General features: G+C 31.1%; 14 protein-coding genes. 10 read left to right on the top strand and 4 right to left on the bottom strand.

Annotation, left to right across the window (positions count from 1 at the left end; all coding sequences use genetic code 11):
• The first annotated feature begins 20 nt into the window (after positions 1-20).
• Positions 21-1,274 (top strand): aminotransferase class I/II-fold pyridoxal phosphate-dependent enzyme, encoded by a 1,254-nt coding sequence (locus ACQY1Q_RS10900; RefSeq protein ID WP_431005350.1) that lies wholly within the window; start codon positions 21-23, stop codon positions 1,272-1,274.
• Between the two features lie 106 nt (positions 1,275-1,380).
• Here ACQY1Q_RS10900 and ACQY1Q_RS10895 read toward each other — a convergent pair whose 3' ends face one another.
• The gene (locus tag ACQY1Q_RS10895) at positions 1,381-2,010 is read right to left on the bottom strand and encodes an OmpW/AlkL family protein (RefSeq protein WP_431005349.1); all 630 of its coding nucleotides are present in this window, start codon (positions 2,008-2,010) and stop codon (positions 1,381-1,383) included.
• A 132-nt stretch (positions 2,011-2,142) separates the two neighbouring features.
• Between ACQY1Q_RS10895 and smpB the strand changes: the two genes are divergently transcribed.
• From smpB to ACQY1Q_RS10870, 5 genes are read left to right on the top strand one after another with little or no spacing between them, the layout of a single operon-like run.
• Positions 2,143-2,601, top strand: coding sequence for an SsrA-binding protein SmpB (gene smpB / locus ACQY1Q_RS10890; RefSeq protein ID WP_431005348.1), 459 nt, complete (start codon positions 2,143-2,145; stop codon positions 2,599-2,601).
• The gene (locus ACQY1Q_RS10885) at positions 2,601-3,500 is read left to right on the top strand and encodes a UbiA family prenyltransferase (RefSeq protein ID WP_431005347.1); all 900 of its coding nucleotides are present in this window, start codon (positions 2,601-2,603) and stop codon (positions 3,498-3,500) included. Before smpB ends, ACQY1Q_RS10885 begins: the two co-directional genes overlap by 1 nt.
• Positions 3,487-4,068: a Maf-like protein gene (locus ACQY1Q_RS10880; RefSeq protein WP_431005346.1), complete on the top strand. Its 582-nt coding sequence runs from the start codon at positions 3,487-3,489 to the stop codon at positions 4,066-4,068. Before ACQY1Q_RS10885 ends, ACQY1Q_RS10880 begins: the two co-directional genes overlap by 14 nt.
• Before the next feature lie 53 nt (positions 4,069-4,121).
• Positions 4,122-5,072, top strand: a complete 951-nt coding sequence (locus ACQY1Q_RS10875; protein WP_431005345.1) for a transketolase family protein — start codon at positions 4,122-4,124, stop codon at positions 5,070-5,072.
• 47 nt (positions 5,073-5,119) lie between these two features.
• Positions 5,120-5,740: a porin family protein gene (locus tag ACQY1Q_RS10870; RefSeq protein ID WP_431005344.1), complete on the top strand. Its 621-nt coding sequence runs from the start codon at positions 5,120-5,122 to the stop codon at positions 5,738-5,740.
• 51 nt (positions 5,741-5,791) lie between these two features.
• Here ACQY1Q_RS10870 and ACQY1Q_RS10865 read toward each other — a convergent pair whose 3' ends face one another.
• Positions 5,792-6,700: a lysophospholipid acyltransferase family protein gene (locus tag ACQY1Q_RS10865; RefSeq protein ID WP_431005343.1), complete on the bottom strand. Its 909-nt coding sequence runs from the start codon at positions 6,698-6,700 to the stop codon at positions 5,792-5,794.
• Between the two features lie 404 nt (positions 6,701-7,104).
• Here ACQY1Q_RS10865 and ACQY1Q_RS10860 point away from each other — a divergent pair, with 404 nt between their 5' ends.
• The 4 genes from ACQY1Q_RS10860 (at position 7,105) to ACQY1Q_RS10845 (ending at position 12,844) form a co-directional block, all read left to right on the top strand.
• The gene (locus tag ACQY1Q_RS10860; RefSeq protein WP_431005342.1) at positions 7,105-7,668 is read left to right on the top strand and encodes an RNA polymerase sigma factor; all 564 of its coding nucleotides are present in this window, start codon (positions 7,105-7,107) and stop codon (positions 7,666-7,668) included.
• Positions 7,655-8,407 (top strand): hypothetical protein, encoded by a 753-nt coding sequence (locus ACQY1Q_RS10855; protein WP_431005341.1) that lies wholly within the window; start codon positions 7,655-7,657, stop codon positions 8,405-8,407. Before ACQY1Q_RS10860 ends, ACQY1Q_RS10855 begins: the two co-directional genes overlap by 14 nt.
• A gap of 52 nt (positions 8,408-8,459) precedes the next feature.
• Positions 8,460-9,518, top strand: coding sequence for a hypothetical protein (locus ACQY1Q_RS10850; RefSeq protein ID WP_431005340.1), 1,059 nt, complete (start codon positions 8,460-8,462; stop codon positions 9,516-9,518).
• A gap of 167 nt (positions 9,519-9,685) precedes the next feature.
• Positions 9,686-12,844: a TonB-dependent receptor gene (locus tag ACQY1Q_RS10845; protein WP_431005339.1), complete on the top strand. Its 3,159-nt coding sequence runs from the start codon at positions 9,686-9,688 to the stop codon at positions 12,842-12,844.
• A gap of 214 nt (positions 12,845-13,058) precedes the next feature.
• Here ACQY1Q_RS10845 and pepT read toward each other — a convergent pair whose 3' ends face one another.
• A complete protein-coding gene (gene pepT / locus ACQY1Q_RS10840) occupies positions 13,059-14,297 on the bottom strand; it encodes a peptidase T (RefSeq protein ID WP_431005338.1) in 1,239 nt (412 codons plus the stop codon).
• 87 nt (positions 14,298-14,384) lie between these two features.
• Complete coding sequence (locus ACQY1Q_RS10835) at positions 14,385-14,933, bottom strand: hypothetical protein (protein ID WP_431005337.1); 549 nt, start codon at positions 14,931-14,933, stop codon at positions 14,385-14,387.
• Between the last annotated feature and the right edge of the window lie 6 nt (positions 14,934-14,939).

Below are 14,939 nucleotides of genomic sequence, written 5' to 3'. Positions count from 1 at the left end.
TATTAAAACAAAAAGTTAAAATGGTTAAAGATTTATTTGAAAGAATTAAAGGAGATAAAGGACCTTTAGGGAAATGGGCAGATAAGGCAGAAGGATACTATGTGTTTCCTAAGTTAGAAGGACCGATATCTAACAGGATGTCTTTCAATGGAAAAAAGGTCATTACTTGGAGTATAAATGATTATTTAGGATTGGCAAATCATCCTGAAGTATTGAAAGTAGATGGAGAGGCGGCAACAGTTCACGGTATGGCATACCCAATGGGAGCCCGTATGATGTCTGGACACACCGAATATCATGAGCAATTAGAGCGTGAATGTGCTGAGTTTGTAGGAAAAGAAGCTGCATATTTAGTAAATTTTGGTTACCAAGGAATGGTGTCGGCAATCGATGCTTTGGTATCTAAAGATGATATTATAGTGTATGATGTTGATACACATGCATGCATTATTGACGGAGTACGTTTACATGCCGGGAAGCGTTTTGTATACCGCCATAACGATGTTGAAAGTTGTGAAAAGAACTTAATGCGTGCTACTAAAATGGCTGAAAAAACCGGAGGAGGAATTTTAGTAGTTTCTGAAGGAGTTTTTGGTATGCGTGGAGAGCAAGGACGATTAAAAGAAATTGTAGCTTTAAAAGAGAAGTATAATTTCCGCTTATTAGTTGATGATGCACATGGTTTTGGTACTTTAGGTGAAGGAGGAAGAGGGACCGGTTTTGAACAAGGAGTACAAGATGGAATAGATGTGTATTTTGCAACTTTTGCTAAATCAATGGCCGGTATAGGAGCTTTCTTTGCAGGTGATAAAGATGTAGTTCAGTATTTACAATATAACATGCGTTCTCAAATGTTTGCTAAATCATTACCAATGCCAATGGTAAAAGGAGCATTAAAACGTTTGGATATGATTCGTACAATGCCTGAGTTAAAAGATAAGTTATGGGAAATCACCAATGCTTTACAATCAGGTTTAAGAGAAGCCGGATTTGATTTAGGTACTACGCAAACATGTATTACTCCTGTGTATTTAAAAGGAGAAATACCGGAAGCAATGGCTATGGTTCAGGATTTACGTGAAAACCATGGAGTATTTTGTTCTATTGTTGTGTATCCTGTAATTCCAAAAGGATTAATTATTTTAAGATTAATCCCTACAGCTCGTCACACTATTGAAGATGTAAAAGAAACAATTGAAGCGTTTACTGCCATAAGAGAAAAATTAGAAAACGGAACTTATAAAAAAGCTGCAGAAATGATAATGGCTGAATAGCAAGTAAGTTTTTTAAATAGTAAAATAAAAGCCCTGAAGAATTCTTCAGGGCTTTTTTACTTAAGAGATTTTTTATATAAAAACAATGAGGGGAATATTCCAGTATTTAAAATTTAATTCCAACACCAAATCCAATAAGTAACGGATTGATGTCTACAGCTGCAGGAACAGTAGCTATTCCGGCATCAACGGTAACGTCAGTATTTAGACCTACATATTTTGCATCAAGGTTTAAAAACCAAGTATCATCTAAATCATAGTCAAAACCTAATTGGAATGCATATCCAAAAGAGTTTTTATAACTTACATCTACTACAGCTCCCGGATTTGGGTTATAGAAAATAGTATAATTACCACCGGCACCTACATAAGGTCTGAAATTATCAAAATTAAAATGGTATTGAAGTGTTAATGTTGGAGGTAATAACCAAACATGGCCTAAATCTACATTTCCTAAAACAGTATTAACAGCTTTTACATCGTGTTTAGTGGTTCCTAAAATTAACTCGGCAGCAATATTTTCAGTAAAAAAATAAGTAAAATCTAATTCAGGTATCACATTATTACTTATTTCTACATTCCCTCCAATAGTACCTATTTCGGCAGATTCATTAGGAAGTACAGTGACCCATCTAAATCTTGCTTGCCATTTTTTATCATTAGTATTCTTTTCCTGAGCACTTATATTAGTAATAAATAAGGCAATAAACGCAAAGCTTAATAAAACTTTTTTCATAATTATTAAATTTAATTTTATCTTTAATTTCAAGACAAAATTATTCTGCAAAAAGAATTTAAAAGATGACGAAAATCATAGAATACTATTTTTATTAGTTACTTGATTTTATAAGTATATTTGCAATTAATTATGCAAAAGAACATTAACATACAGAACAAAAAAGCTCGTTTTGAATACGAGATTTTAGATAAATATGTAGCGGGTATACAACTTACCGGAACAGAAATAAAATCAATAAGAGAAAGCAAGGCTAGAATAACAGAAAGTTTTTGTGAATTTAATGATAGAGGAGAACTTTTTGTCATTAATATGTATATAGAAGAATACGCTTTTGGAAACCATTTTAATCACAATCCTAAAAGTGAAAGACGCCTGTTATTGAATAAAAGAGAGCTTAAAAAATTAGTAAAAGAAGTAGATGTAAAAGGAAACACGATTGTTCCTTTAAAATTATTTATAAATGAAAACGGTTGGGCTAAATTAGAAATTGCGTTAGCAAAAGGTAAAAAAACACATGATAAACGCCAAACCATGAAAGAACGTGATACTAAAAGAGATTTAGCTAGAATAAAAAAAAGCTATAATTAATGAGCCGTACCTTTTTAGATATAATAAGGTGGAGAAAACTGCTGTACATTGTAGTTATTCAGTTTTTATTCAAGATATGTTTTTTATACGATCAAGGTTTCTCAACCCGTCTTTCTTTTTTTCAATTCTCCTTATTATCGCTCTCAACCATTTGCATTTTAGCAACGGGTTATTTATTAAGTTATAGTGTTAGAAAAAAAACGCATAAGTATTTAAAATTTGGAGCTAAACGAGCTTTAAAAGGAGCTGTTTTAACAGGTGTTTTAGGTATACTTTTTTGTATGGCTATTTCATTTTCTATAGGAAAACCTCAATATAGTTTAATAGCAGTTATTAGTGTGTTTATTGTAGCTGTTTATTCATATTACATTACACAAAAAACATTTTTCACTAACCTTATAAACTCATTTATTAAAGTACTAAGTATTTTAATTATTTGGTGGTTTGATACCCCAATAAATAGCAATGAAGTACAATGGGAGATTTATTTTAAATTTGAACTAATTACCGTTTTTTATATGTCATTATCTTTTATGGGGAACATAGTTAGAGAAACCGTAAAAGATATTGTAAACGTAAATAATGATTATGCAAATAATCATAGAACAATTCCTATTTTATTAGGAAGAAGAAGAGCTAAATATATAGCATTAGCAATTTCTATATTGGGTTGCATTGCTGTTTTTACGTTAGCTGTAATTTTTATAAAAAATAAATTTATTTTATCAACTATATTGCTTTTAGGAACCTTTCCTCACTTATACTTTATTTATTCTTTAATGAATGCAAAAAGTGATAATGAGTTTAAAAAAGTAGTAAAAGTATCAGATTTTGTCTATATCTCTGCTATTATAAGTGTTCCGGTAGTTGCTTATTATTTTAGATATGTTATCCAGTAAATTAAAAGAATATACCCTCATTTTGGCTTCAGGTTCTCCCAGAAGGCAAGAATTGTTAAAAGATTTAGATATTGATTTTACCATTCAACTTAAAGAAGTTGAAGAAAAATATCCTCAAAATTTACAAGCACAAGAAATAACAGATTATTTAGCCGCGCTAAAATCGGAACCGTTTAAAGACATTATTACAGAAAAAGAGATTGTTATTACATCAGATACCATTGTTTGGTTGAATAATACAGCATTAGGGAAACCAAAGAATTATGAAGAGGCTTTTACTATGTTGAGAAGCTTATCAAATACGACTCATGAAGTAATAACCTCTATTTGTTTAACCGGTAAAAAATTCAAAAAAATAGTGAATGATACTGTAAAAGTTTATTTTAAAGAACTTTCAGACGAAGAAATCGATTACTACATACAAACCTACAAGCCTTATGATAAAGCAGGGGCTTATGGTATACAAGAATGGATAGGAAAAATAGGAATAACCAAAATTGAAGGAAGTTATTTTACCGTAATGGGGTTTCCTGTTCATAAACTTTATAAAGAATTAATGAATTTATAACTACAATGTCTATTAAAAGATTATTTTTGAGCCGTATTAACAACACAAACTAAATGAAAAAATATACATATACAGAGAAAAAAGACACTCGTTCAGGATTCGGAGATGGGTTAACAGAATTAGGAAAAACAAATCCAGATGTAGTAGCTTTATGTGCAGATTTAACAGGTTCGTTAAAAATGGAAGTATTTGCTAAAAATCATCCGGAACGTTTTTATCAGGTTGGAATCGCTGAAGCTAATATGATGGGAATTGCAGCCGGACTTACTATTGGTGGTAAAATTCCATTTACAGGAACTTTTGCTAACTTTTCTACTGGACGTGTGTATGATCAAATTCGTCAGTCTATAGCTTATTCAGACAAGAATGTAAAAATATGTGCATCTCATGCCGGATTAACATTAGGAGAAGATGGAGCTACTCACCAGATTTTAGAAGACATAGGTTTAATGAAAATGCTTCCTGGAATGACCGTAATTAATACATGTGATTATAGTCAAACAAAAGCAGCTACTATTGCTATTGCTGAGCATGAAGGCCCCGTATACCTTCGTTTTGGTCGTCCGAAAGTACCGGTGTTTATGACAGAGCAACCTTTTGAAATAGGTAAAGGAATTCAGCTTACTGAAGGTACTGATGTAACTATTGTAGCAACCGGACATTTAGTTTGGGAGGCTTTACAAGCAGCAGAGCAATTAGAAGAAAAAGGAATTTCTGCAGAGGTAATCAATATTCATACTATTAAACCTTTAGATGAAGAAGCAATACTTAAATCTGTTGCAAAAACAGGATGTATTGTAACTGCTGAAGAACACAATATTTTTGGAGGTTTAGGAGAAAGTGTTGCCAGATGTTTAGCAATTAATAACCCTGCACCACAAGAATTTGTTGCCGTTAATGATAGTTTTGGAGAATCGGCTACACCTGAACAGCTGATGGAAAAATATGGTTTAAATGATAAAGCCATTATCAATGCAGTTGAAAAAGTGATGAAAAGAAAATAATATTTTCAGAATAACGTTTAAGATATAAAACTTAAAACAACTTAAATATGAAAAAACTAGCGCTATTAGTTTTATTATTTATCGGAGCTACTCAAGTATCACAATCTCAAATTAAATTTGGTATTAAGGGTGGTATAAACTACAACTCAGATTCTTTTCAAGATGTAAAAGATGATGTTTTAGACGGAGCTAAGAGTAAAACAGGATTCCATGCCGGTATTTGGTTAGAAGGAGACATTCCGGTAGCCGGATTATTCATTAGACCGGAATTAGTATATACGCAGTTAAAAAACGGAGCAATGTATTATCCACAAGGTAAAAGTGCCGGAGGAACTGAAGTTTCTTATAGTTTCAGAAAAATAGACCTTCCTGTTTTAGTAGGAACAAAAGTGCTAAAAATAGGTAGAATTTTTGCAGGACCTTCTTTTCAATACATCCTTGATTCTGACTTTAGTTTAGGAGATTTAAAAGATGTAAATACCGATGGTTTTTCTTTAGGTTTACAATTTGGAGCTGGTGTTGATATAGGAAAATTAGGATTAGACATTCGTTGGGAAAGAGCATTGTCTGATACAGAAACAAAATTTGTAAACAATAATATCGGAGGGGATGTTAATTTCGATACTCGTGTAAATCAAATAATAATAGGATTATCATACAAATTCTAACATTGTTGAGTTAAAATAAAAAAAATCCAAGTTCATGAACTTGGATTTTTTTTATTTTTTATTTTTCTTCAAAAGCAACCATTCCTCATATTTATCTTTATGCTTAAAACGTTTATGAGTCCATAAATAATAACTAGGCTGCTCTTTAATTTCCTGCTCAACCATAGCTAAATATATACTGGTAATTTCAAAGTTTTCATATGCTTTCGGAGTATCTGTTATCAATTTAAATTCAGCTTCATAATACCCTCTTTTAATTTTTTTAACAGCGTAATAAGCTACAGCATAGTCAAAACGTTTAGCTAAAACCTCTGCACCCGTATGAATAGGAACATTTACCTCGAAAAAATCTTTCCAATAAAGTGTTTTATGAACCATGGGAGATTGATCACTTAATAATAAATGTAAACCGGAAGAGTTATTTAAGAAGTTTTTGTGCATAACCTTTATCGTTTCAGTTGTTTTAATACAAACGGTTCCAAATTTACTTCGAGTTTGTTTTAAAATCTTATTAAAATAAGGATTGGAAAGTTGAGAATACGTAGCATATACAGTAGTGTCGAGAACTAAAGGAGAGCTTAAAAACCATTCCCAATTTGCCTGATGAGCTCCCACAAGCATAATACCTTTTCCTTGTTTTGCTAAATCGTTAATTACTTCCGGATTTTTAAAAACATATCTTTTAGAAATTTCTTTTTTACTGATAGAAATACTCTTTATGCTTTCTAAAATAAGGTCTATAAAATGATGGTAGAACTGTTTTGATAACTTAGTTACTTCCTCTTCACTTTTAGTAGGAAAGGCAATTTTTAAGTTAGAAGCCACTACTTTTTTTCGATAGCCAATAACATAAAAAATTAAAAAATAAAGAATATCCGAAATAACATATAAAACTCTCATAGGTAAGCGAGAGAATAACCATATAAACGGATAAGAAATTATATAGCTGATAAAATTCATTAGTATGCTTTAAAAAAGACAAATATCGAATAATAAAATTGAAGACGGAAAGAAGAATAAAAATAATACAATTCAAAAATGTAAAACGTTATATTTTTTAAGAAAAAGCAGTAAAAGTAATTTTTGTTATGAATTTACTATTTATGTAGGTTATAGATAACAAGTGAAACTAGGAGTTTAAAGATGTAAAATACTCATATATAGGGTTTTTCCTGTTTTTTTTTTAGAATGTATATGTATATTTGGATTGAATAAAAAAAATTAGTGATCCCCCCGTATTTATCATTCTAATTTTAGTGAGAGCTCTCCAATGATATTTTTATTGGGGAGTTTTTATTTTCTCAGGCAACCTTTTTTATTGTTAAGTCGTCTTTATATTTGAAAGAAAATTATAAAGAACCAACTTGAAAGTAATTCCATTACATACTTCAAAAGTAGCATCAGCCATTCAAAAGGCATGTAAACAAGATAGAGAAGCGCAAAAGCTAATCTTTGATTTATATGCTCCAAAAATGCTGGGAGTGTGTAGGCAATATGTAAAAGATGACTACCACGCAGAAGAAATGATGCTTTCAGGATTTTTAAAAGTTTTTACTCATATTCAAAAGTTTAAGAATGAAGGAAGTTTTGAGGGGTGGATACGAAAAATAATGGTTAATACTTGCTTAACCTATTTGAAAAAGAAAAACATTTTTGAATACACAGATGAAGAATATGTATTTAATGAAGAAGCTACCGAAAGTTTAGAAAACACAAGTGTAAAGGATATTCAGAAACTTATAGATAAACTTCCGGAAGGATATAAACTGGTTTTTAATTTATATGCAATCGAAGGCTACAAGCATTCAGAAATAGCTAAAAAATTAAATATTACAGAGAGTACCTCAAAAAGCCAGTTGTCTAAAGCCAGAAAATGGTTGCAAACACATTACGTTAAAATGAATACGATTGAAAATGAAGGAAGATAAGATTGATAAAATAATTCAAGAAAAATTTAATAATAGAAGTATACAACCTTCTGAATCTGCTTGGGAAAGACTAGCCGTAAAGTTAGATGAACAAGAAGTAGAGAAGAAAAATACAAGAAAACGCTATTGGTATTATGTAGCCAGTGTTGTGGTTCTTTTAGGTGTTGGTCTTAGTTATTTTAATAAAGAAAAAATGGTAATGCCTGTTGAAGCACAGAGTAGAGGGTTACAAAAAGTTGATTATGCTTTTGAAGCAACAGAAATTATAATTAAGAATGAAGAAATAATAACTCAGGAAAAAAATGATAAAAAGCATTTAACTAATAATAGAATTATTGATACAGAAAAGGTTATTGCTACAATAGAGAATCAAGAAATTTTACATTTAGAATTAGAGAATACTGAAAGAAAAGAGATAAACACAATAAAAAAATATGAAAATAAAAAAGAAAAAGTTGTCAGTAGAGTAAAAGTTAACGGAGCTGATTTATTATATGCAATTACGCACACACCAGATGAAGTTAAACAATATTACGCGCAACATAAAATTGAAAGAAAATCTGTAATTGATTCTATTCAAAAAGAACTACAAAAAGCAAATCTGAAAATTAATCCAGAAACAATTTTAGCAGAAGTAGAACAAGATATACTAGACAATCAGTTTAAAGGAAACTTTATGCAAAAATTAAAATCAAAAATTTCAGATATCGCTATTGCTGTAGCAGACAGAAATAACTAAAAACATACCGGTACTAAGCTTAAATTTTACTAATTAAAAAATCTAATTAACTATGATACGAATAATACTAATATTAGTGTTGTTAACCACATCTATTGTATTTTCACAAGAAAAAACCTTTGAAAATGAAGTAAATAAAATCTCAAGAAAAATAGATCGAATTACAAAACAACAAAAAGATTCGCTTAAAATAAAAGTTGAAGAAATTAATCAAAAATTAAAAAACAATCTGATTACTAAAGAAGAAGCAAAAGAGTTAAAAACAGCAGCTGCAAACTATCATGCTAAACAAATTGAATTAAAAGTTGGGGTTCAAGAATACAATTTACAACAATTGGTTCAGGATAAAGTAGATGGAAGAATAGCAAGTGCAGATGATGATAATGCTTTTTCTGTACGCTTTTTTGATAAAGATTTTATCATTTTTGAATCAGATAAAAGAAGAAACAGAAAAAAGAGGTATAATAAAAGAACCACTACGCAATTTATTTTTGCTATGGGTGTAAATAATGTATTAGAAGATCATAGCATTAATTCACTTAACAATTCAAATTATAAGTTTTGGCAATCTCATTTCTACGAATTAGGTTTTAGTTTTAAAACACGATTCAGTAAAGAACCTTCTGTAACATATTTTAAATACGGAGTATCATTTTTATGGAATAACTTACGTCCAAAAAGCAATCAATATCATGTTGTAAATGCTAACAATATTCTTTTAGAAAAACATCCAAGTTCATTGTCAGAAAGTAGATTAAGACATGTTCAAATGACGTTTCCTATGCATCTTGAATTTGATTTTTCAAAAAATAGTAAACTTTCAGATGATACGGTTGTTGATAGAACCAATGAAGGCATTCGATTTGGAGTAGGAGGTTTTGTAGGTTTTAAATTAGGAACAAGACAATACTTAGAGTTTGAAAATGCAGAAGCAATACGTGTAGAAGAAGTGCAAAAAGGAGATTTTACAATGAATACCATTAATTATGGATTAAGCGCCTATTTTGCATATCAAGAATACGGATTGTATGTGAAATATGATTTGAATCCTTTATTTCAAAACACAACAACAAGAAACTTATCTCTGGGAGTACGTTTTGATATCAATTAAGAAAAAGCCTAATTCTATACGGTTAACAGATAAAAGTATAGAATTAGGCTTTTTAAGAATATAAATTGCTGGTTATTTTTAGTTTGTGTAGTATTTGCAAAAAAAATGTTAATAAAAGGTTACCAAATTTTAGTTAATTTTGAGTTAATAATCATAAAACTAAAAACATGAAAAAATTATTGACAGTTTTTTTTCTTTTTGGATGCATAACTGTTTTTTCCCAAGTAACCACTTCTAAGATAAAAGGAATCGTTACCGATGGTTCCGGTGAGCCTTTGTTTGGTGCTAACATTGCTGTACTGCACGTGCCAACAGGAACATTATCCGGAGCAATATCTCAAGAAAATGGTAGGTATACAATTCCTAACTTACGTGTAGGAGGGCCTTATAAAGTAACGTTTAGTTATATAGGGTTTACAACTTATGAAGTTGATAATATATACCTTACTTTAGGAAAAACTACCGAAATAGATGGAAAACTATCAGAAGAAGGAGAAGAGTTAACCGAGGTTGTCATTTCTAGCTCAAGAAACAAAACGTTTAACAGTGACAGAACCGGAGCACAAACAAGTGTAAGTTCAGTACAATTAAAAACATTGCCAACCATTTCTCGTTCTGCTGCCGATTTTACAAGATTAGAACCAACAGCAAGTAACGGTTCTTTTGGAGGAAAAAATGATCAGTTTAACAATTTCTCATTAGACGGTTCTATTTTTAATAACCCTTTTGGATTAGATGCTGCAACACCGGGAGGACAAACAGATTCTCAACCTATATCTTTAGATGCTATTGAGCAGATTTCGGTATCAACAGCACCGTATGATGTAACATTATCTGGTTTTACAGGGGCTTCTGTAGATGCAGTTACCAAAAGTGGTACTAATGAGTTTAAAGGAACTGTTTATGGTTTTTTTAGAAACCAGGATTTAACCGGAGGAAAAATTCAAGGTGAAAATGTAGTTAAGCCTAAATTATCACAAAGCCAATATGGGGTTAGTATTGGAGGACCTATAGTAAAAGATAAACTTTTCTTCTTTGCCAATTTTGAAAAAGATGATAGAGAAGATTTAGGGACTAATGGTTGGATCCCTAATAATAACGATGGAACTTTAGCAGTTAATGAATCTTCTGTGTTAGAGTCTGACATGATAGCCGTAAGTACAGCATTAAGAAACCTTGGATACAATACAGGAGCTTATAAAGATTTTACTTACCAATCAGGCTCAACAAAAGGAATATTTAAGTTAGACTGGAACTTAAATTCTAAACACAGGTTAGCATTAATTTATAACTTTTTAAGAGCTTCAAAAGAAAAACCGGCACACCCAACTGCATTAGGGTTAAGAGGACCAAGTGCCAATATTTTGCAGTTTGAAAACTCAGGGTATGAAATAAATAACAATATAGATTCTTTTTTACTAGAAGTTAACTCAACTTTTAATGAAACTACCACCAATAAATTACAAATAGGCTACACGTATTTTGACGATTTCAGAAATCCGTTATCTGCACCGGCTCCCGTAATTACCATTCAAGATGGTAATGGAAGTAACCATATTATTGCCGGTCATGAACCCTTTTCAATCAATAATTTATTAGATCAAAGAGTATTTCAATTAACGAATAATATGAACTTTTATCAAGGAGACCATACTTTTACGGTAGGATTCTCTTTCGAAAAATTTATGTTTGAAAACTCTTTCAACCTTGTAAACTACGAATCATTTAATTTTGGAATTTTTCCTTATTACGGATTGTTTAGTCCATACCCGGATGTAGCAACTTTCTTATCAAATGCGCAACCGGGAGGTTTGGTAGATCAATATTTACAAGCAACCACAAATGCATATAATACGTTTAACAAAAATGGAGTAGGTAATGACGGAGGTTGGAAATTAGCAGAATTAAATGTTGGGCAGTTAGCTTTTTATGTACAAGATGAGTGGGAAGTTAATGATAATTTGAAATTAACGTATGGAGTACGTTTTGATAAACCTTTGTATTTTGATACTTCAAGATTAGTACAAAAATATATTGATACAGATAACGGAGCAACCAGAGATAACTCAGTAGTATATTACAACCCAAATACTAATCAGGAAGTAACATTAAACTCTACTAAAATGCCTACAAACCAGTGGTTAATTTCACCGAGGTTAGGCTTTAACTGGAATGTAAACGGTGAAAACAAACTTCAGGTACGAGGAGGTACAGGAGTGTTTACCGGACGTTTACCTTTTGTATGGTTAGGAAACCAAGTAAGTGGAGCCGATGATGGTTTTTTCCAAATTGTTGATCCGGATTTTAAATTTCCACAAGTATGGAGATCAAATCTAGGTGCAGATTATCGTTTTGAAGATGGATTAGTATTAACAGCAGATTTTGCATATACTAAAGACATTAATGGAGCACACGTACAAAACTGGGGACTAAGAAACCCAACAGAACGATTAACAGGAGTTGATAACAGATTATATTATACCAATAAAGGAAATAATGCCTATGTATTTACCAATTCGGATAAAGGAAGAGTTTTTAACGCTTCATTTAAAGTAGAAAAATCGTTTAAAAACGGATTGTATGCTAACATAGCGTATAGTTATTTAAATTCAAAAGATGTAAATTCAATTGAAGCTGAAATTACAGGAGATGCTTTTGCTTTCAACCCGGTAGTAGGCAATGCCAATAATGATGTATTAACGTATTCTAAATATGGAGATACTCATAGGATTATTGGGGTAGCTTCTAAAAAGTTTACCTACGGAGGCAATAAATTTGCTACTACAATTTCTACCTTTTTTGAATATGCTAAAGGAGGAAGATTTAATTATACGTATGGGGGTGATATAAATAACGATGGTTCTATGGTTAATGATCTTTTATACATACCTACACCTTCTGAATTGAGTCAAATGCAATTTAGCGGAGCAGGGCAAGCTGAAGCTTTTGAAAACTATATACAACAAGATGAATACTTAAATTCAAGAAGAGGACAATATGTTGAAAGATATGGTGCTTTAGCTCCTTGGAGAGGTAGATGGGATATGAAATTATTACAAGACTTTAATTTTAACGTATCTAAAGAAAAACAAAATACCATTCAATTAAGTGTTGATATTTTAAATGTAGGAAACTTAATAAACTCTAATTGGGGAGTAGTACAACAACCTAATAATGTACAACCGGTTGGAGTATCGTTTCCGGGAGGAGATTATACACAAGAACCAATTTATAGTTTCAATCCTAATTTAAAAGAAACATTTAACGCAGATAGTAGCTTATTATCTCGTTGGCAAATGCAAATTGGACTACGATATATTTTTTAGAAAATATTCTATTTAATACTTTGTTGTAAAACCCCTTGACGTTTTGTGTAAAACATCAAGGGGTTTTTGTTAAAACGTCTTCATCTTTTATTCAAAAGGTAAGCATGTTTTTTATACCTCAATTTGTTGCATAAAAAAGAGATGTAAACTATATAAGAATAAAATAGCCTGAGAATTATCTCAGGCTATTTATTTTGTACTTCTCTAAAAAAGGTTATGCAAATTTTTTCGCTACTTTTTGTGCAATACCTATAATAACTTCACTAGCTTTTACAATGCTTTCTGCAGGTACATACTCATAACGTCCGTGGAAATTATGTCCACCGGCAAAAATATTAGGACAAGGTAATCCTTTATAAGACAATTGAGAACCATCTGTACCTCCTCTTATAGGTTTTATAATAGGCGTAATTCCCATGTCTTTCATTACCTCTTCAGCAATATCAACAATATGCATTACAGGAGTTACCTTTTCTTTCATATTAAAGTATTGATCTTTAATTTCTACAGAAATCAATTTTTGACCGCGTTTAGCATTAAGAACTTCAGCTAAATCTAACATAGCCTGTTTACGGTTGTTAAATTGATTCATATCATGATCTCTGATGATATAATGTAAGGTAGTTTGTTCAACTTTACCTTCCATGTGATGTAAATGGAAGAAACCTTCATATCCGGTAGTTTTTTCAGGTACTTCATCTTCCGGTAAAGCATTAATAAACTCACTGGCAATCGTCATAGAGTTAATCATTTTACCTTTAGCGTATCCTGGGTGAACAATTTTACCGGTAATAGTAACTTTAGCACCGGCCGCATTAAAGTTTTCATATTCTAACTCTCCAATTTGACTTCCATCCATAGTATAAGCCCATTCAGCACCAAACTTTTCAACATCAAAAAGATGAGCACCTTTACCAACTTCTTCATCAGGAGTAAAGCAAATACGAATTTTTCCATGCTTAATTTCCGGGTGTTGAATTAAATATTCCATGGCAGAAACTATTTCAGTAACTCCGGCCTTATCATCGGCACCTAATAAGGTAGTTCCGTCAGTTGTAATAAGTGTTTGCCCTTTATATTGTAGTAAATCTTCAAAATAACTAGGAGACAAAACAATATTTTCAGTAGCATTTAAAAGAATATCGCCACCATCATAATTTTCATGAATTTGTGGCTTCACATTAGCACCGGTAAAGTCTGGACTTGTATCTATATGTGCCACAAAACCAATGGTAGGAACCTCGTAATCTAAATTACTAGGCAAAGTAGCCATTAGGTAGCAGTTTTCATCTAATTCAACATCTACCATACCAATCTCTTTTAATTCTTTTTCAAGAACCTTAGCTAAATCCCATTGTTTTTCAGTACTCGGAAAAGCCGGATTGTTAGGATCACTCTCTGTATCTATGGTTACATATTTTATGAAACGATTAATTATATGTTGTTTGTCCATGTTTTTTATTTTAAAGCCCAAAAATAGGGATACCAAATGAATTTTAAAATCAATATAAAGGTAAATTGAATAGTACTAAGTCAATAATTATTTAACTTCAATTTTATCAAGTAAATTAATAGCTTTACAAATACGTTCGTTTACTAGAGAATCTCCATAAATTTCTGTCTTTACATGTAAAAAATTATCACTGTTTACTTTGGTAAAAACATTAAGAATATGGTAGGTGTATTTTCCTTTTTTTCCTTTAGCGAGGCTATAAAAGGACGTTTTGTCTAAATGCTTTATGTCTTTTGATTTAACTTCTTCAAGCCCCATTTGAGTATTATCAGCGTTAATTTTTTGTTTAAAAGTAGCGTCAAAAAACACAGGAGCATGAATATAAGAAGCGTCAAAAAGAGTCGTTTTAGTGAGGTTTAGTGTAGTATCTGCTGCATAAATTGAAGTTTGACCATTATCATAATATAAATTAACCTTCCAATTTTTAGGTAATTGTACAGAAAATAAATTACGTACATCTTCTGTTTTGGAAAGGTTAGAATAGGAAGCATTTGAGCAATTAAAGTCACTTTTTAATTCCGAAGAACCACAGGCAGTTATTACAAATAATACTAAGAAATAGAGACTGTATTTCATAAAAAT

This window comes from Tenacibaculum sp. TC6, assembly GCF_050606265.1.
Taxonomy (GTDB): domain Bacteria; phylum Bacteroidota; class Bacteroidia; order Flavobacteriales; family Flavobacteriaceae; genus Polaribacter.
This window is presented reverse-complemented; position numbering and strand designations above follow the sequence as displayed.